Source organism: Paenarthrobacter sp. TRD_SC_7 (genome assembly GCF_056156245.1).
Map to the genome: position 1 here is coordinate 1,646,388 of NZ_CM149587.1, position 17,618 is coordinate 1,664,005.

The window sequence follows — 17,618 nt, forward strand, 5'->3', positions numbered from 1 at the left end:
GGGAACACTGTGGATGAGATTAGTCTGGGTCGCAACGGAGACAGGGGGCCTTCGGGCGTTACCGTCTGGTTTACAGGTTTGTCTGGCGCCGGAAAATCTACTTTGGCTGAAGGTGTTGCCGAGCGGTTTCGTGCAATGAATCGGAACGTTGAGGTTCTGGACGGTGACGAGATTAGGCGCAGCCTTTCCCGCGACTTGGGATTTTCGCGTCAGGACCGCGACTCCCATGTGGCGAGGGTTGGGTATTTGGCGCGGTTGCTTGCCCGTAACGGAGTGATAGTCCTGGTCCCTGTGATTGCACCGTATGCGTCTGCTCGCGACAAAGTACGAGCGGAGCATGGAAGGGACCGTGTCCGCCACCTGCAGGTTTACGTCTCTACAGGTGCGAATGAGTGCGCCCGCAGAGATACTAAGGGCCTATACGCCGCGCAAGCAGCGGGTGTCCTTAAGCATCTGACCGGTGTGGATGACCCTTACGAAGTACCTGCGAGTCCCGATCTAATCGTGGATACAACCTTGGAATCAGTGGAACGGTCCGTAGAGGTCGTGATGGAAATGGTTAGGGAGAAAATTAAGGCATGCTGAATTCCATTGATCGTTCCCGACCGCGCGTCGCGGCACTGCGCGAACTTGAGGCTGAGGCAATTCAAATTATTCGCGAAGTCGTTGCCGAATTCGATCGCCCAGCATTGCTTTTCAGCGGCGGAAAGGACTCGGCCGTGCTCTTGCACCTCGCTCGTAAAGCAGTTGCGCCCGCACCGCTGCCGATCACCTTGGTACACATAGACACGGGCCATAATCTTCCAGAGGTCATCCGTTACCGTGATCATGTTGCGAATAAGAGCGGTATCAACCTAATTGTGGCTCAGGTGGAGCACTGGCTCGCTGACGGCCGCATTTCCGAGAGGTCGGATGGATCCCGGAATTCGCTGCAGACCATTCCATTGCTGGACACTATTGAGCAGAATCGCTTTGACGCAGTACTGGGTGGTGCTCGTCGCGACGAAGACAGAGCGAGAGCCAAGGAAAGGATCTTTTCCATTCGAGATTCCCTCGGAGGATGGGATCCTCGTAGGCAAAGACCCGAACTGTGGACGATATACAACGGCCGGCACGCACCTGGCGAGCACACTCGTGTCTTTCCCCTCAGTAACTTCACGGAGCTTGATGTGTGGCAGTACATCGCCGCTGAAGGCGTGGAACTGCCGAGCATTTACTATGCGCATGAGCGCGAAGTGTGGTTACGGGACGGGATGTGGATGACACCCGGTCCCTGGGGTGGTCCCTCCGGTTCAGAGAACTTGCTCCGAAAGACGGTTCGTTACCGCACTGTTGGTGATGGTTCTTGCACGGGCGCGGTGGAATCTACTGCCACTACCTTGGCAGACGTAATCGCTGAGGTGGCTGGAAGCCGATTTTCCGAGCGCGGTGCTACCCGGGCTGACGACAGGGTGTCGGATGCCGCCATGGAAGATCGAAAACGGAACGGGTACTTCTAGAATGACAGCAAATAGCAACGCCTCAACCTTGGCTCTTCCACAGTTGCGCCTCGTCGTTGCTGGATCGGTGGATGACGGAAAGTCAACCCTCGTTGGTCGGCTCCTGCATGACACGAAGTCGATTCTGGTCGACCAGTATGCAGCCTTGGAGTCGGTCAGGCGCCGTCGCGGAGCTGACCAAGTGGATCTTGCACTTCTGACGGATGGGCTGCGTGCTGAGCGTGAACAGGGGATCACCATCGACGTGGCGTACCGTTACTTCACCACGCTAAAGCGCTCTTTCGTCTTGGCAGACACTCCGGGACATGTCCAATACACCAGGAACACCGTAACCGCAGCATCGACAGCAGAAGCGGCGCTCGTGCTGGTCGACATCCGTAAGGGCGTCAGGGAACAGACTCGACGTCATCTCGCCGTTATGTCACTAATGAACGTCAGGCACGTCACCGTCGCGATCAACAAGATGGATTCTGTCAGCTGGAACGAAGACCTATTTAACGCCGTGGCCGCCGAAGTTCGTGGCGTCACTGACCGTTTAGGCATCCAAGAATTGAAAATCATTCCAGTCAGCGCCTGGACAGGTCAGAACGTAGTGAACACAGCGGAGGGTTCGGCAGGGGCTTGGTATAGCGGACCGACTCTCCTATCTGTCCTTGAGGAAGTCAACAATCAGAACTACGGAGCTGCTCGAGCATTTCGTTTACCAGTTCAGCTCGTAATCCGCCCTAGGACAAGGGACTATCCGGAGTATCGAGGGATTGCTGGCCGCATCATGTCGGGGGAGATCAGAGTAGGGGATTCCGTGACAGCGCTGCCTGGTGGAATGTCCTCTGCGGTTGCCGGAATCGACACCCCTACTGGGCCAGCGGACTCAGCGTTTGCAGGTGAATCTGTAGTAATGCACCTGTGTGACGAGCTGGACATTGGCCGCGGACAAATGCTCGCTAAGGTCTCGGAGCAACAACCATCCGTAACCCAGAGCATTGATGCCACAGTCTGTTGGTTTCATGAACAGCAGTCAACTCCGAATCAGCGGGTTTTGATTAAAGCAGGGACCAAGGTAGTCCGAGGTGTACTCACGTCAGTCCATCGCCGTTGGAATGTCGAGGATGCGGAATGGGCAGGTTGCGATGGGCCAGCTCGATTCAATGACATTTTTGCTGGCACCTTTAGGGCCTCGGAACCGCTCGCCATGGACGATTTCTCCGATATGCCAGCGACTGGGGCATTCCTGATCATAGACCCGGAATCCGGAGCAACAATTGGCGCCGGCATGGTGGGAGATCCCCTGGCTAAGGTCGATGGATGCCAGAAGCATGCCCCCGCTGTCGATGTGATCCCTGCCGTAGAAATTTTGCTCCAGCCTCCCACTAGGTGACTTCTTGAATAAACCTGATTCCGGTACCACCCGCATCGTCGCCGGTGAGACCGCACCCAAGCCCAAGCGTCGCCGCACTGTTGAGATCGCCCTGGCCGTCGGCCTTGTGCTGTTGATCGGTGCGGGCGCCGCAGTTGCTTCCGCTGTGTCGCAGAACAACCAGGCCGCACCGGCCCCCACCACATCGCCTGCAGCTGAACTCAAGCTCGGCTACTTCAGCAACGTCACTCACGGCCCGGCGCTGGTAGGCACCAGCAATGGCTTGATCGCCAAGGAACTGGGTGACACCAAGCTCAGCACGCAGGTCTTCAACGCCGGCCCCGCCGCGATCGAAGCCCTGAACGCCGGCGCCATCGACGCCACGTACATCGGCCCGAACCCGGCCATCAACTCCTACGTCAAGAGCAAGGGCGAGTCCATCAGCATCATCGCCGGTGCAGCGTCCGGTGGTGCGCAGTTGGTGGTTAACCCGGAGATCAACTCCGCAGCGGACCTCAAGGGCAAGATCCTCAGCTCCCCGCAGCTCGGTGGAACCCAGGACGTGGCCCTCCGCGCTTGGCTGGGCGATCAAGGTTTCAAGACCAACACTGATGGCAGCGGTGACGTCAACATCAACCCCACTGAGAACGCCCAGTCGCTGAAGCTCTTCCAGGATGGAAAGCTCGACGGCGCGTGGTTGCCTGAGCCTTGGGCCTCCCGCCTGGTGCTCGAAGCCGGTGCCAAGGTCCTGGTGGATGAGAAGGATTTGTGGGAGAACGGTGATTTCACCACCACCATCCTGATCGTGAACAAGAAGTTCGCGGCCGAGCACCCGGAAACTGTGAAGGCACTCCTGAAGGGCCATGTGGAATCCGTGAACTGGCTCAACGCGGCTTCGGCTGAGGAGAAGGCGACCACCATCAACGCGGTCCTCAAGGACACTGCAGGCAAGCCGCTTCCGGCGAACGTGATCGAACGGGCTCTGCAGAACATCAAGTTCATCACCGACCCGCTGGCCGGGACGTACAACAAGCTGCTCGAAGACGGTGTGAAGGCCGGCACCACCAAGCAGGCCGACATCAACGGCATCTTCGATCTCCGCACCTTGAACGAGGTCGAAGGCAAGAAGACCTCAGCAGCAGGTCTTGGCCAGGACTAAGCAGTAACAGGCTGGTCCGCTTCCCTCCGAATCATGGGGGAGCGGACCGGCCTTTGGCCGCATCAGCTCTACCAATCAACACGAAGGACGGGACCATGCCAGTCGTACTCGAGAACCTGGGCAAGCGCTTCGGCGACGGCGCCCCGGTGCTGGACGACGTCAACGCCACCATCGCTCAAGGCGAGTTCGTTGCCCTCCTCGGTGCGTCCGGTTGCGGTAAGTCCACCTTGCTGAACATTATGGCGGGACTGGAACCGCCGACGTCGGGCGCTCTTGAAGTACCCAGCGACGGCGCTGCCTTTATGTTCCAGGACGCGGCCCTGTTCCCGTGGCTGACCGCGCGCGGCAACATTGAGTTGGCGTTGCAGTTGGCGGACAAGTCCAGCACCAAGGCGAGCCGTCGTGCCCGTGCCACCGAGCTGTTGGAACTGGTGCACTTGGGCGGCGCTGGGGATAAGCGTCCGCACGAACTGTCCGGCGGCATGAGGCAGCGCGTTGCGTTGGCCCGTTCCCTGGCTCAAGACCGGCAACTGCTGCTGATGGATGAGCCGTTTGCTGCCCTCGATGCGATCACCCGCGACCTTCTTCATGACGAGCTTGAGCGGATCTGGAAGGAAACGGGCCGGACCATCGTGTTCGTCACTCACAATGTGCGCGAAGCTGTTCGACTGGGTCAGCGCGTGCTGCTGTTGTCCTCGCGTCCTGGCCGCGTGGTGGCCGAATGGGACGTCACCGAGGAACACCGTACCGATGCCGGCCGTGCCGGGGAGCTGACCGGTGTCATTACCCGTCGTCTTCGCGAGGAGATCCGCCGCCATGCCAAGTAACCCCATCACCACCGAAGAGCGGACCCTTCCCGTGACAGATTCCAAAGAGCACATCACCTCGCCGTCGCTGAAGGGCAACGCCTCGGAACTCCGGGACCTTGAAGCCGGCCTGGACAACCTCCAGTCGGACAGCGGGCGCAAGCGCGGTATCGAATGGAAGCGCGTGCTGCTGCCCGTTGCCGCGCTGGTGGTCCTGATCCTCGCGTGGCAGTTCTACGTTTCGCTTGAATTCAAACGGCGCGACCTCGTTCCCGGGCCCCTTGACGTCCTCACCCAGTTCGTGTCGATGTGGGGTGAAGGCAAAGTCCAGGAAGCGGTATGGACATCGCTGCAACGTGGTGTGATCGGCTTTCTGATCTCCGTAGTCATCGCTACTCCCGTGGGGTTGATCCTGGCTCAGGTAGCTCCCTTGCGCCGCGCGTTCGGGCCGCTCATTTCGGGGTTGCAGGTGCTCCCTTCCGTGGCGTGGGTTCCTGCCGCGATCATCTGGTTCGGCCTGACCGACGCCACCGTCTACTTCGTGGTGTTCATGGGCGCCATTCCGTCCATCATCAACGGGCTGATCTCCGGCGTGGACCAGATCCCGCCGCAGTACCGCAGCGTGGGCACAGTCCTTGGCGCGAACCGGCTTCAGATGGCGCTCCAGATTGTCCTGCCCGCCGCGCTTCCGGGTTACATCGGCGGTTTGAAGCAGGGGTGGGCTTTCTCGTGGCGGTCCCTCATGGCCGCGGAAATCATTGCAGTGGGCGGAACCATCGGGTTCGGGCTGGGCTCGTTGCTGGATCAGGGCCGTTTGCTCTCCGATATGACCATTGTGATGTCCGCGATCCTGCTGATCCTGTTCGTGGGCATCTTGATCGAGCTCCTGGTGTTCGGGCCCATTGAAAAGCGTTTGCTGCAGCGCCGGGGCTTGCTGGCGGGAAGCAGCCGCTAACCGTTCGAGTTTTTGTACACGTGATGCCCTTAAGAGTGCTTCATAGGTGCATTACGTGTACAAAAACTCGCCCTTCCCGGCCGGATCTGGTTTCGACCCGGACCACATGCTACGTTGCCACCAGCCTTTGCACGTGGGGGAGGCGATTCCCGGGAGTCGTGTGAAGGGTGGCAGGTCATGACCAGGCAGCAAAGAATCACGGTGACTGCGGTAGTTGCATTGCTTGCCGTGACGTCGTGTGCAGCGGCGGCCCCGCAGCCCGACGCGGAAGCGAAGGCCGCTGTTCAGACTCTTATCGAGCGGGCAATCGACCGTAGGAATCATCAAGTTGTCCCCGGTTTCTCCTCCACTCAGGAGGAGATCAGTCAGGATTTCGTGCCGGACGCAGTTGAGCGTATTGAGCTGGAGTACGGACAGCTCCACCAACGCAGGGACGCGATTGCTCCCCATGGCGTCCTTTTGACGGACAGCGGCTCGGAGATCACCATCAAGAAATTCACCATCACCGATGCCGGCGCCAACATAGAGATTTCGGAGCAGACACAGCTGGAACACGGTCCGGTGAACGGCGTGCAAGGCCCCAGCGAAGGCTACATCTACGACCAAAAAGTTGAACTGGCAAAATCCGGGGAAGGCTGGAAGATCGTCAGCATCTCCCCTCTCAGGCCGGGCAAGCCTTACCCGACGACAATTGTTGATCCAGACACGCTTTAGGCGCTCGGCACTTCGCGTCGGCCGCTGCATAACAGTCGGCTTCCGGACGGCGCGCAAAGGCTCGACGGCGACCTCCCGCCGTCGAGCCCTTGCGTCACCAGACGGTGAGGTTAGAGTCCGGTCAGCAGATCCCGCATTTCCCGAATCTCTGCTTCCTGCGCCGTGACGATGTCCTTGCCTAGCTGGACAGCCTCCGGGTTCTTGCCCTGGGCTATCTCGGTTTTGGCCATGGTCACAGCACCTTCGTGATGCGCGATCATCTGCGTGAGGAAGAGCTTGGCCGCGTCCACACCCTGGGCATCCCTAAGCTTCTGCAGGTCCGCCTCGCTCAGCATGCCGTCCATGCCGTGGCCGCCATGACCCGAGGATCCCATGACAGGCACGTTCCAGCTGTTCAGCCACCCCGTCATCTTCTCTATTTCGGGTGCCTGCGCGTCTTTGATCTTCACGGCCAAGTTGGTAATCGAGGCCGGGATGTCAGCCTTTGCCAGCATGACGTCGGACATCTCCACCGCTTGGGAGTGATGGGGGATCATCATCTGGGCGAACATGGTGTCTGCGGCGTTGTGCCCGGCGTCGCTGCTGTTCGCAGAGGGGCTGATGGAGGTGCCGGAACTTCCATGGTCCATGCCCGGCATGGAACCGGAGCCGGGGTTGGAAGCGCAACCAGCCAGGGCAAGCAGAGCTGCGAGAGCCGCTCCGGTCACAGTGAAGTTAGTTCTGTTCATGAGTAAAAGTCCTTTGCATTTCGGGCGGCGGTGATATTCAGCCGCCCGGTAGTCAGCAGATGGTGAATGGATGTGCGGTCCCGGCTGTTACCGGACCATCCAGTGCTCACGTACGGCTGATGCAGAGTTGCCCGAGTGTAGGACCGTGGGGTTGGTAGGACCAGGACGGAAAAATGGTGGGCAGTTCCCACGATGCAGGGGTGACTTCGCCTGTCGTGCCGGGTGGGGGAGCGCTCAGAGAAGCTGTTGTGAGGGATGGGATGCAACCGGCAGCCGGAGTGCAGGAGCAGCTTCCAAATTCCGTGCCGTGATCGTCGCCAGCCGAGGCACCGCTCACCTCATGAGAAGGGCCGTGCGCGTGGTGGGATGAGGAGGTGCTCACTACAGGTGATGCCGCATGAGACGCATGCGTTCCCCCTGCCCCATGCGGACCGCTGATGATGTGCATTCCGAATATGCCTGCAATGACGGCCGTTACCAGAAGTAGAAGCAACGCCCGCACGAGGGAGGCGGCAAGAGCTTGAGGGGACAGCAGTTTGCTCACGATGCTTCACCACCTTCGTCTACTTCCGATGCTGACAGTATACCCCGGTAGGGTATCTATAGGTGATTCATTTTCTGTTGGCACTCCTGGCCCTATGCATTCCTCCGATTTCCGGTGCGCTATTGCGATTCGAGGCCTAGAATCGTCGAATGGGCCTTCTAACGTTCAGCATCAACGTCACGCTTGATGGTTGCGTGGACCATCAGGAGGGCATCGCCGACGACGAGACGCACGCCCACTTCACGCGTCTCCTGGATCAGAGCGGCGCAATGCTCTGGGGCCGGACTACCTACGAAATGATGGAGGTCTACTGGCCCTTGGTTGCCCGAGACGAAGTAGAAGCCCCACCATCTCTCCGCGAGTGGGCGATCACCTTGGAGGGCAAGCCCAAGTACGTCGTTTCCACAATGCGGAGCGACTTCCCCTGGACCAACAGTCATCGGCTGGTTGGCGAACTGGGTACGGCCGTTCAGGAACTCAAGGACAGGACTCCCAAGGGGGTGCTTGTCGGCAGCGGGAAACTAGCAACAGAGCTGGACCGACTGGGCCTGATCGACGAGTACAAATTCCTCATCCACCCCATGATCACAGGCCACGGACCCACCCTTTACCAAGGCGGACTGCCCAGCACCCGGCATCTTGAGCTGATCTCAGCCGAGCCGCTCAGTAACGGAGCGGTGGCGATGCATTATCGCCGGGCTGAATGAGGAAGGAGCAGGCACCGGACGACGTGGAGTTTGTACCACTCCACGCGGAACTGCGCTTTAGAAGTCCCCACCCGGGTAGATGCCCTCGGGTAAGGCGAAGCACGGCGAGCCCGAATCGATGTCAATCTGGTTTGGGGCCAGGCCTTCGGCAACAATACAGCTCTCCCCGCTTCCGCTGAGTGCGATCATTTGAACTTCATAGGAACCCCTGATGTCAAGCCTGTTCCTGACTCCAAAGAGGCCGCTCTGATAGTGGGCTTCGATGTCCTTCACGATCGGCTCAATGTTCGTTCCTTCGGCAACCGTGATGGTGGTTGAACCCTTCCATTTGTGTTGGGTTTTGTTGCAAGACAGAAGCATGCCCTTCTTCTTCTGATCGATCGAGATATCAGCGTCTTTTGGGATCAGGGCGGCGAGCTTCAATTCCATGGCTTGGGCCTGGGTCTTAGCTTCCTGCCAGGTCAGTTCAGCTTTCACCGCTTCCTCCTGTATTTGAGCAGCAGTTGGCACAGTCGACTCTGTCGAACTCCCGATGGGTGGCCCGGCGCAACCGGCAAGCCCGATCGAAACGACCAGCATGAACGCCATGGCGCCGCTCCGAACCCTCATCGAATCGCACTTCCCAGCATGCACTTGGGCACTTGCCCGTTGTCCACGCTGTACGAGGCGATGAGGTTCTGGTTGTTCATGAGAATCTAGAAATCCCCACCCGGGTAGATGCCCTCGGGCAATGTGAAGCACGGCGAACCTGAATCGATGTCTATCTGATTTGGGGCCAATCCTTCGGAGACGATGTAGTTCTCCCCAGGCGCAGGCGGGTCGATCTGAATTCGATAGTCTTCGTTTAGATTCCTATCGGCGGATACTTTGGTTCCTTTCGCCCGGTAGTGGGCCTCGATGGCTCTCACGATCGGCTCGATTTCGGTTCCTTCGGCAACGGTGATGGTCGTGAAACCCTTCCAGTTGTGCTGGGTCTTGTTGCAGGACAGAAGCATGCCCTTCTTTTTCTGATCAATGGAGATATCAGCATTTTTTGGGATCAGGGCGGCGATCTCCAATTCCATTGCTTGGGTGTGGGCTTTCGCCTCCTGCCAGGTCAGTTCAGCTTTCATCGGTTCCTCTTGTGTTTTAGTAGGTGTTGGCACAGTCGACTGGATTGAACCCGTGTTGGGGTTTCCAGCACAAGCGGCGAGCCCGATCGAACCTGCCACGAGCAACAACGCCATGGCACCGCGACGCGCCCTCATCGAGCCACAATTCCGCGCATGTCGTTAAGCGCTTTCTGATTGGCTTCGCTGTTGGAGGCAATGAGGTTGTGGTTTTCCATGAGGATGTTCCCTTCTTCGACGGTGTTGATCGCTCTAAGTTTGTCGTCGTCGGGGCCGCGGTAGTAATGCTGTTCGAACTCATCGCGATGGATGGGGTTGTTTCCATCCCACACAGCCCCTCTCTTCGTGATGGGATTGACAACTCCCTGACCATGGACGAGCAGATCATAGTAGTACAGGTTCGAGTATTCCGTGGTTGGCTGTGGTTTCCAGTCCGGCAGCATTCCGGCCCCGGCGAGGGATATTACTTTGTCATATCGGGCTCCGGCGACCTCGGAACTGGTGAGGTTCGCCAGGCCCCAGCTGTGTCCGATGCCCGTTTGTTCGGCACCGTTCAAGTAGGGATCAATACGCATCCCGGCCTCGAAACCTGCCAGTTGCTGCCCGGACGTGCGTGCGAGTTTCTCATCGTTCGCCTCACCGATTCTCGCGAGGTTGGGGCCGCCGGCGGTGTCCTCTTCCCCGGGGAACCGCCCATCCTTATAGACGAAAGCCACCGTCCCCTGCACGTTGTTATTGAGGTATCTCGAGACCTGCTGTACGCCGCCTTCGTAGAAAATGTTCATTCCGGTGAAGGTTCCTGGAACGTAGGTGATCACGTGCCGTGTGTCGGGGCCCGGGGTGCCGATCATTTGCACGATCCGGGACTGGTCCCGGTCATAGAGGTAAAGCTGTACGTCCCCGGCTTCCACCTGCTTCAGGTATGCCACCTCATTTTCCAGCATTTTTGTCCGGTTCGGGTCGTGGTGTGCTTGCCCGATCCCCGACAATTTCCGGGCTGTTTCCAGGTCTTTCTCCGCCGCGCGGAGCAAGCTTGGCGCGTTCAACTGGTTCGCCCGGACCCTAGCCAGTGCGGGCATCCCGTCCAAAGCGCCGAACATGGCCGGAGCCGCAGCCAGCAGCAGCTCCTGTACCTGCGTGAACCCGGACTCGTTCATTGCAGGGTGGGCTCCCGCGTTCATGCCCGCCCACCAAGCCCCGATTTTCGATGGGTCCATGCCTCGCAGGGTCTGCTGCCATCCGGGTATTGTGGCCAATGCCTTCACGTCAGCCTCGGAGGCAGTGGACAAGTAGCCCAGCAGCGCCGTGCCCGATAAGGTCATCGGCGCCGTTGCAAGCACAAGAACGCCGTTCGATACCGTTATCTGCCCGAGGTCACCGCTCCCACCGGCAGCACGGAACGTCGACGCGATGTCGGAAAGCCGGGTCGCGTCCTGATGGTTGTCTTCCAGGAACCGTCGCAGCCCGCCACGGACAGCGTCGAGATCAGAGTGCACCCAGGAGCACTTGTCCTCGAACTCGGACACAGCTGCACTGACTCTGTTGGCCGCGCCTCGGTCTGAGCCGTCCTGGATCCAGAAGGTTGACACTGCGGAGTCCAAGGTGTCCGGATCAGCGGAACTCGCCCCACCAGTGCTTCCACTCGCCCAGACACGAAACCCCTGCCGCACAGTGTTCACGCTCACCACCGGACGGTCAATCTCCTCCATCGACGGGCGCGGTCCCACATCCACTGCAAAACCGCCGCCAGCACGCGCCCAGCCGGAGGCAAGCGCCCACTCCGTCACCTGATCCAAGCGACGCTGCTCAACCTCCGCGGCGCTCTTCGCTTCCTGGACCTGACGGGCAACGTCTTCCAACATATGGACCAGCTCCGAACGGGCCGCCCGTTCAGCGGCAACGTTCTCCCGGAAACAGTCAGCGAACACGCCCCGGAATTCCGTAAGAGCAGCAGTCGAGATCGCTTCCCGCCCGCCGCGTTGATCCTGCAACGTACGCGCTGCGTCTCGACATGCACCGATCAAACGATCGGCAACCCCCGTGTCGAAATTCATTTTACTCCATCAAATAGATAAACCGTCGGCGGCTCCACTATACCCAATGCGCTCGACGGATTCTGAATCACTTTCGGAAGACGCTGAGAGGCGGACGAGGGGGTCCGTGGAATTCTCCGGGCCCTCGCGGAGTTGTCCCGAACATGCACAACAAACAGATCGGTTTCCTCTCCTTCGGTCACTGGGCCCGAGTCCCGGGTTCCCTCGTGCCAACGGCCGGCGAGGCCCTCAAACAGGGAATCGAACTGGCGGTAGCTGCTGAGGAACTGGGCATCGACGGAGCCTTCTTCCGGGTGCACCACTTCGCCCGGCAGCAAGCATCGCCCTTTCCACTGCTGAGCGCTATTGCGGCACGGACCAGCCGGATCGAAATGGGCACCGGCGTGATCGACATGAGATACGAGAACAGCCTCTACATGGCCGAGGAAGCAGCAGCCACGGACCTCATCAGTGATGGGCGGCTGCAGCTCGGAGTGAGCCGTGGTTCACCCGAACCCGCACGGAACGGAGCAGCCAACTTCGGCTACGTCCCCGAGGACGGTGAGGACGGTGGCGACATGGCCCGCCGCCACACTGCATTGTTCCGCAAAGCCATCGCCGGGCACGGGGTGGCCGAAGCGGACCCACATTACTCCGGCGGGGCCACAGGTCTGCTGCCCATCCAACCCCAGTCACCCGGCCTCCCGCAGAGAATCTGGTGGGGCGCCGGAACCCGGAAGACTGCAGTCTGGGCAGCAGAGCAAGGCATGAACCTCATGAGTTCAACCCTCCTCACCGAGGACACCGGTGTTCCTTTCGACGAACTGCAGGCAGAGCAGATCCGGATGTTCCGCGAAGCCTGGGCGGCCGCAGGGCACGACCTTGAACCAAGGATTTCCGTCAGCCGCAGCGTCATTCCGATCGTCGACGACGTCGACAACCACTACTTCGGTCTGCGTGCCCAAGCGGACAGCCAAGACCAAGTGGGAATTCTCGACGGCGCGTTGTCCCGCTTCGGGAAAAGCTACATCGGCGAGCCGGATCAACTGGCGGACGAACTGGCGAAGGATTCAGCCGTGCAGGCAGCCGATACGGTCTTGCTCACAGTGCCCAACCAGCTTGGCGTCGACTACAACGCCAAGCTGCTGGGCAACGTCGCCAAGCACATTGCACCGGCTTTCGGATGGAGGGCCCACCAAGGAGTGCAAGGCAGGTAGTGTTGCTGGCTGTGTGTTCTTGCGCCAAGAGCGCGCGAGCACTTGACGGTCCCTTCAACGGCGAGGGGACTACGCAGAAAGCAAAGGTTACCCCGTGGACATTCAGAACCTCCTGGAAGACATCGTCGGAGCAGTTCAACCGCACATTGGCCAAGGGAACGTAGCGGACTACATCCCTCAACTCGGTGCTGTGGACCCGCATCAATTCGGGATCTCGCTGGTCACCCGGGACGGTGAGGTCTTTTCTGCGGGGGACGCCCACGTGGAGTTCTCGATTCAAAGCATCTCCAAGGTCTTCGCCCTGGCCTTGGTGTTGGCTTCCGACGGCGACCACATCTGGAAGAGGGTGTTCCGCGAACCGTCGGGCAACCCGTTCAACTCCTTGGTCCAGCTGGAGAGCGAGGAAGGCATACCCCGGAACCCGTTCATCAACGCCGGTGCCATCGTGGTGACAGACAGGCTCCTCAGTCTCACTGGCAACGCCGCCCACGCGGTCCGGGATTTGATGCGCCAAGAAACAGGCAATGCAGGCGTCGAAACAGATCAACGGGTTGCGTTGTCCGAGTTGGGCAAGGGGCACCGGAATGCCTCGTTGGCACATTTCCTGGCGAGCTGCGGCAACCTGGAGAATCCAGTGGATGACGTCCTGGATTCCTATGCCAAGCAGTGCGCCCTGGCCATGACCTGCGAAGACCTTGCGCTCGCTACCCGGTTCCTTGCGTCCAACGGCTTGGGGGCGGACGGAACCCTGTTGCTCTCACCGGCGCAGACCAAGAGGATCAACGCCGTGATGCTCACGTGCGGAACATACGATGCCGCCGGTGAATTCGCGTACAGGGTTGGGTTGCCGGGCAAGAGTGGCGTCGGTGGGGGCATCGTGGCCGTGGTCCCCAACAAGTGCTCGATCAGCGTGTGGAGCCCCGGCCTGGGACGGTCCGGTAACTCCGTGGCCGGAGTGGCCGCGCTGGACGAATTCACCACGCGTACTGGCTGGTCCGTTTTTTAGGCGCATTATTGAGGAATGACCCCCAAGGCCGGAAAGATACCCAAAGCGGGAAAGGCCCGAAAGCCTGCTGCGCTGGCGCCCGGAACCCAGCCCACCGCCGTCGGATTCCTTGAGCGCCTGAAAATCCGTCAGTCGGACGTCGAGCAAGCCAAGTACCAGCGATACTTCAAGACTGGCCAGGGTGACTATGGCGAAGGCGACCTTTTTATGGGCGTCCGCATGGGCGAGGTCTTCACGCTCGCCAAGGAGTTCGCGGCCATGCCACTGGACGAGATCGAGACGCTGCTGGATGAAGACATCCACGAGGCGCGGGCCGGGGCCGTGAAGATCATGGCCCTGCAGACGCAGAAGAAGAAAACCACGGAAGAGCGGCGCCGGGAACTCTACGAGCTGTACCTGAGAAGGCACGACCGCATCAACAACTGGGACTTGGTGGACCTTGGCGCGGGCCGCGTGGTGGGCGGCTGGCTCATGGATAAACCACGTGAGCCGCTGTATGAACTGGCCCGCTCGGAGAACATGTGGGAGCGCCGGACGGCCATCGTTGCTACGTCGGCGTTTATCCGCGAGGGCCAACTGGATGACACTTTCGCCATCGCCGAAATCCTGCTCGGAGACAAGGAGGACCTGATCCACAAAGCGGTGGGCGGTTGGGTCCGCGATGCCGGGCGCAGCAGCCGCGAACGGCTCCTGGCGTTCCTGGACGAGCACGCAGCCACCATGCCGCGGACGGTGCTTCGTTACGCCATCGAGCATCTTGGCAAGGAGCAGCGGGCCTATTACCTGACGCTCAAGGACGGTGTTTCTCCGAAGTAAGCGGGGAACTATGTGACGTTGGATTACCCAGCGTTACCGGGTGTTTCCGAGCCTTTGAAGCATGTTACGGCGCCGCCCTACAGTTTTTTCATGGCAATACAGGACATTTACCCCACCGCGCTCAGGCTGCTCGGCCGCCCGGTGCTGGTGGTGGGCGGCGGCCCCGTTGCTGAGCGTCGCGCCAAGGGACTGCTCGATGCCGGTGCGAAAGTCACCGTGGTCGCTCCCGTTGCCACGGAAACGCTTCGCGGACTCGCCGCTTCCGGCCTCCTCACGTGGGAGCCGCGCGAGTACCGCACGTTGGACCTCGACGGCGTCTGGTTCGTTCAGACCGCCACTGGCACTGCCGCCGTGGACACCCAGGTAGCGGCCGACGCCGAGGCGCAGCGACTTTGGTGCGTCAACGCCTCGGACCACGAAGCATCAGCCGCGTGGACACCTGCCGTGGCCGTGGTGGACGATGTCAAGATCGCCATCAATGCCGGGGGAGACCCGCGCCGTGCCATGGCCCTCCGCAACGCTGTAGCCACGGCCCTTGAAACGGGTGACCTGCCGCTCCGCCGTCACCGCAAGCCGGACGCCGCTGGCAAGTCACCCGCTGGCTCCGTTGCCCTAGTGGGCGGCGGCCCGGGCGACTCCGGACTCATCACAGTCCGCGGCCGACGCCTGCTGGGCCAGGCCGACGTCGTGGTTGCTGATCGTCTTGGCCCTCGCGAGCTGCTGAAAGAACTTGCCCCGGATGTCCGCGTGATCGAGGTAGGCAAGACGCCCGGCCACCATCCCGTGCCGCAGCTCGAGATCAACAGGATCCTCGTGGAGGAAGCCCTCACGGGCAACCGGGTGGTCCGCCTCAAAGGCGGTGACCCCTACGTCTTGGGTCGCGGTGGCGAGGAAGCAGAGTTCTGCCGCCAGAACGGCGTCGAGGTTGAAGTGGTATCCGGCGTGACGTCGGCAATCTCGGTTCCGGCCGCCGCCGGCATCCCTGTGACGCACCGCGGCCTGGCTAAGGGCTTCAGTGTGGTGACCGGCCACGAAGAACTATCCGAGGTCCCCGCACGCCCCGATCACACTGTGGTGTTGCTCATGGGAGTGGCGCAATTGCGCGAATCCGCGGCTGCGTTGGCAGGCTCGGGTCTGCCTTTGGACACTCCAGTAGGTATCGTAGAGAACGGGTACTTGCCGGAACAACGCGTCACCATTGGCACCTTGGGGACCATCGCGGACCAGGCAGAAGCCGTCGGGGTGGCCAATCCAGCGGTCATCGTGATCGGCGATGTGGTCCGAGTCAGCCCCTTCGCGCCGCAGCATTTCAAGACCGCTGACTACAGCACCATCACCCCCAATCGTCCCCGCGTCCGCAGTAACTAGCCCCCGGCCCAACTAGGTAGCAGCAGAGCGCGTTTTGAGCCCTCAAAACGCGCACAACTGCGACCTAGTTGGGAGGACTGAACAGAAGAAGGAACACAGCCGTGTCAATTAGCACCCCCGTAGGTTCTGCGGACCGTCCGCTTCGCGTCGCCGTCATCGGCTCCGGCCCGGCCGGCGTGTACGCAGCGGACATCCTGACCAAGAGCGAGGCCGTCAAGAGCGGCGAACTCACCGTCAGCATCGACCTCTTTGACCGCTACCCGGCACCGTACGGCCTCATCCGCTACGGCGTTGCCCCGGACCACCCCCGCATCAAGGGCATCGTCAATGCCCTGCACAAGGTCCTGGACCGCGGCGACATCCGCTTCTTCGGCAACGTGGACTACGGCACGGACATCTCCATTGAGGACCTCCGCAAGCACTACGACGCCATCATCTTCGCGACCGGCGCCATCAAGGACGCGGACCTGAACATCCCGGGCATCGAACTCGAGGGCTCCTTCGGCGGCGCCGACTTCGTCTCCTGGTTCGACGGACACCCGGACGTTCCCCGTGAATGGCCGCTCGAGGCGAAGGAAATCGCCGTCCTCGGCAACGGCAACGTGGCCCTGGACGTGGCCCGCGTCCTGTCCAAGCACGCCGATGACCTGCTGGTCACGGAAATCCCGGACAACGTTTACGCCGGCCTCAAGAGCTCGCCCGTTACGGACGTGCACGTTTTCGGGCGCCGCGGTCCTGCCCAGGTGAAGTTCACCCCGCTGGAACTCCGCGAACTCTCGCACTCCAAGGACGTGGACATCATCCTCTACGCCGAGGACTTCGAGTTCGATGAAGAGTCCGATCGCCAGGTCCAGACGAACAACCAGATCAAGACCATGGTTGGCACTCTTACCAACTGGATCGCCGAGCAGCCCGAGGACCTTTCCGAGCTCAAGGCCTCCCGTCGCCTGCACCTGCACTTCCTGCACAGCCCGGTGGAGATCGTGGACTCCGCCGAAACCCCGGGCAAGGTTGCCGGCATCAAGTTCGAGCGCACTGAACTGGACGGCACGGGCAACGCCCGCGGCACCGGCGAGTTCATCGACTACCCGGTCCAGGCCGTGTACCGCGCCATCGGCTACTTCGGTTCGGCCCTTCCGGACGTCGAATTCGACCACAAGAAGGGCGTCGTCACCAACGACGGCGGTCGCGTCCTGGACGCCGACGGTCAGCACGTTCCGGGCCTCTACGCGACGGGCTGGATCAAGCGTGGACCGGTTGGCCTCATCGGCCACACCAAGGGCGATGCCCTTGAGACCGTGACGTACCTGCTCGAGGACCGCGAGAACCTGCCCGTTGCCGAGGTTCCCGCCGCTGACGCAGTGGTGGAACTCCTTGACTCCCGCGGCGTGAAGTTCACCAGCTGGGAAGGCTGGCTGGCTCTGGACGCCCACGAGCTCGCGCTCGGTGCAGCAGCAACCGAGGCCGGCACCTCCCACGGCGTCGAGGTCAAGCGTGAGCGCATCAAGGTTGTGCCGCGTGAGGACATGGTCAACATCTCCCGTGATGGCGTAGCCGCACAGGTCTAGCTTCTGTAATGGCAGGCGGGGTCACTCCTTGA

General features: G+C 60.8%; 18 protein-coding genes. 13 read left to right on the plus strand and 5 right to left on the minus strand.

The genetic code is table 11. The features are described from left to right. The first annotated feature begins 9 nt into the window (after positions 1–9). From cysC to AC0J5Z_RS08035, 7 genes are all read left to right on the plus strand, one after another. Positions 10–585, plus strand: coding sequence for an adenylyl-sulfate kinase (gene cysC, locus AC0J5Z_RS08005; RefSeq protein WP_475038603.1), 576 nt, complete (start codon positions 10–12; stop codon positions 583–585). Beyond that, positions 579–1,499, plus strand: a complete 921-nt coding sequence (gene cysD, locus AC0J5Z_RS08010) for a sulfate adenylyltransferase subunit CysD (protein WP_475038604.1) — start codon at positions 579–581, stop codon at positions 1,497–1,499. Before cysC ends, cysD begins: the two co-directional genes overlap by 7 nt. Position 1,500: 1 nt before the next feature. Beyond that, positions 1,501–2,877: a sulfate adenylyltransferase subunit 1 gene (locus tag AC0J5Z_RS08015; protein ID WP_475038605.1), complete on the plus strand. Its 1,377-nt coding sequence runs from the start codon at positions 1,501–1,503 to the stop codon at positions 2,875–2,877. Positions 2,878–2,881: 4 nt separating this feature from the next. Beyond that, entirely contained in the window at positions 2,882–4,015 is a 1,134-nt protein-coding gene (locus tag AC0J5Z_RS08020; RefSeq protein ID WP_475038606.1) for an ABC transporter substrate-binding protein, read from the plus strand. 95 nt (positions 4,016–4,110) lie between these two features. Further along, on the plus strand, positions 4,111–4,842 hold the full coding sequence (locus tag AC0J5Z_RS08025) for an ABC transporter ATP-binding protein (protein WP_089595922.1): 732 nt from the start codon (positions 4,111–4,113) through the stop codon (positions 4,840–4,842). Continuing rightward, a complete protein-coding gene (locus AC0J5Z_RS08030; protein ID WP_475038588.1) occupies positions 4,832–5,776 on the plus strand; it encodes an ABC transporter permease in 945 nt (314 codons plus the stop codon). The genes AC0J5Z_RS08025 and AC0J5Z_RS08030 overlap by 11 nt, the downstream gene beginning before the upstream one ends. A 177-nt stretch (positions 5,777–5,953) precedes the next feature. Further along, positions 5,954–6,490 (plus strand): hypothetical protein, encoded by a 537-nt coding sequence (locus tag AC0J5Z_RS08035; protein WP_475038607.1) that lies wholly within the window; start codon positions 5,954–5,956, stop codon positions 6,488–6,490. A 110-nt stretch (positions 6,491–6,600) separates the two neighbouring features. Here AC0J5Z_RS08035 and AC0J5Z_RS08040 read toward each other — a convergent pair whose 3' ends face one another. Together AC0J5Z_RS08040 and AC0J5Z_RS08045 are read right to left on the minus strand one after the other, a co-directional pair. Continuing rightward, on the minus strand, positions 6,601–7,218 hold the full coding sequence (locus AC0J5Z_RS08040) for a DUF305 domain-containing protein (RefSeq protein WP_475038608.1): 618 nt from the start codon (positions 7,216–7,218) through the stop codon (positions 6,601–6,603). 106 nt (positions 7,219–7,324) lie between these two features. Beyond that, positions 7,325–7,762, minus strand: a complete 438-nt coding sequence (locus AC0J5Z_RS08045) for a DUF6153 family protein (RefSeq protein ID WP_475038609.1) — start codon at positions 7,760–7,762, stop codon at positions 7,325–7,327. Positions 7,763–7,911: 149 nt separating this feature from the next. On the opposite strand from AC0J5Z_RS08045, the gene AC0J5Z_RS08050 reads away from it, so the two are divergent. After that, positions 7,912–8,469 (plus strand): dihydrofolate reductase family protein, encoded by a 558-nt coding sequence (locus AC0J5Z_RS08050; RefSeq protein ID WP_475038610.1) that lies wholly within the window; start codon positions 7,912–7,914, stop codon positions 8,467–8,469. 57 nt (positions 8,470–8,526) lie between these two features. Here the strand turns inward: AC0J5Z_RS08050 and AC0J5Z_RS08055 are convergent, their stop codons facing one another. The 3 genes from AC0J5Z_RS08055 to AC0J5Z_RS08065 all read right to left on the minus strand — a co-directional run bounded on the left by AC0J5Z_RS08055 (position 8,527) and on the right by AC0J5Z_RS08065 (position 11,632). Beyond that, a complete protein-coding gene (locus AC0J5Z_RS08055) occupies positions 8,527–8,946 on the minus strand; it encodes a hypothetical protein (protein WP_475038611.1) in 420 nt (139 codons plus the stop codon). 218 nt (positions 8,947–9,164) lie between these two features. Continuing rightward, entirely contained in the window at positions 9,165–9,716 is a 552-nt protein-coding gene (locus AC0J5Z_RS08060; RefSeq protein ID WP_475038612.1) for a hypothetical protein, read from the minus strand. Then, entirely contained in the window at positions 9,713–11,632 is a 1,920-nt protein-coding gene (locus AC0J5Z_RS08065) for a hypothetical protein (RefSeq protein ID WP_475038613.1), read from the minus strand. The genes AC0J5Z_RS08060 and AC0J5Z_RS08065 overlap by 4 nt, the downstream gene beginning before the upstream one ends. Positions 11,633–11,775: 143 nt before the next feature. On the opposite strand from AC0J5Z_RS08065, the gene AC0J5Z_RS08070 reads away from it, so the two are divergent. The 5 genes from AC0J5Z_RS08070 to AC0J5Z_RS08090 all read left to right on the plus strand — a co-directional run bounded on the left by AC0J5Z_RS08070 (position 11,776) and on the right by AC0J5Z_RS08090 (position 17,586). After that, positions 11,776–12,828 carry an LLM class flavin-dependent oxidoreductase gene (locus tag AC0J5Z_RS08070; protein WP_475038614.1) on the plus strand — a complete coding sequence of 351 codons (1,053 nt, stop codon included), beginning with the start codon at positions 11,776–11,778 and terminating at the stop codon, positions 12,826–12,828. Positions 12,829–12,922: 94 nt separating this feature from the next. Next, positions 12,923–13,834 (plus strand): glutaminase, encoded by a 912-nt coding sequence (locus tag AC0J5Z_RS08075; protein ID WP_475038615.1) that lies wholly within the window; start codon positions 12,923–12,925, stop codon positions 13,832–13,834. A 15-nt stretch (positions 13,835–13,849) separates the two neighbouring features. After that, positions 13,850–14,650: a DNA alkylation repair protein gene (locus tag AC0J5Z_RS08080; protein ID WP_475038616.1), complete on the plus strand. Its 801-nt coding sequence runs from the start codon at positions 13,850–13,852 to the stop codon at positions 14,648–14,650. A gap of 90 nt (positions 14,651–14,740) precedes the next feature. Continuing rightward, complete coding sequence (gene cobA, locus AC0J5Z_RS08085) at positions 14,741–16,018, plus strand: uroporphyrinogen-III C-methyltransferase (protein WP_475038617.1); 1,278 nt, start codon at positions 14,741–14,743, stop codon at positions 16,016–16,018. A 101-nt stretch (positions 16,019–16,119) separates the two neighbouring features. Beyond that, a complete protein-coding gene (locus tag AC0J5Z_RS08090) occupies positions 16,120–17,586 on the plus strand; it encodes an FAD-dependent oxidoreductase (RefSeq protein ID WP_207594333.1) in 1,467 nt (488 codons plus the stop codon). Positions 17,587–17,618: the final 32 nt, after the last annotated feature.

Coding starts and splice junctions, on each gene's coding strand:
- AC0J5Z_RS08015 (WP_475038605.1), top strand. CDS start 1,501: ATGACAGCAAATAGCAACGCCTCAACCTTGGCTCTTCCACAGTTGCGC.
- cysD (WP_475038604.1), top strand. CDS start 579: ATGCTGAATTCCATTGATCGTTCCCGACCGCGCGTCGCGGCACTGCGC.
- AC0J5Z_RS08080 (WP_475038616.1), top strand. CDS start 13,850: ATGACCCCCAAGGCCGGAAAGATACCCAAAGCGGGAAAGGCCCGAAAG.
- AC0J5Z_RS08025 (WP_089595922.1), top strand. CDS start 4,111: ATGCCAGTCGTACTCGAGAACCTGGGCAAGCGCTTCGGCGACGGCGCC.
- AC0J5Z_RS08070 (WP_475038614.1), top strand. CDS start 11,776: ATGCACAACAAACAGATCGGTTTCCTCTCCTTCGGTCACTGGGCCCGA.
- AC0J5Z_RS08060 (WP_475038612.1), bottom strand. CDS start 9,716: ATGAGGGCGCGTCGCGGTGCCATGGCGTTGTTGCTCGTGGCAGGTTCG.
- AC0J5Z_RS08030 (WP_475038588.1), top strand. CDS start 4,832: ATGCCAAGTAACCCCATCACCACCGAAGAGCGGACCCTTCCCGTGACA.
- AC0J5Z_RS08040 (WP_475038608.1), bottom strand. CDS start 7,218: ATGAACAGAACTAACTTCACTGTGACCGGAGCGGCTCTCGCAGCTCTG.
- AC0J5Z_RS08065 (WP_475038613.1), bottom strand. CDS start 11,632: ATGAATTTCGACACGGGGGTTGCCGATCGTTTGATCGGTGCATGTCGA.
- AC0J5Z_RS08050 (WP_475038610.1), top strand. CDS start 7,912: ATGGGCCTTCTAACGTTCAGCATCAACGTCACGCTTGATGGTTGCGTG.
- cobA (WP_475038617.1), top strand. CDS start 14,741: ATGGCAATACAGGACATTTACCCCACCGCGCTCAGGCTGCTCGGCCGC.
- AC0J5Z_RS08035 (WP_475038607.1), top strand. CDS start 5,954: ATGACCAGGCAGCAAAGAATCACGGTGACTGCGGTAGTTGCATTGCTT.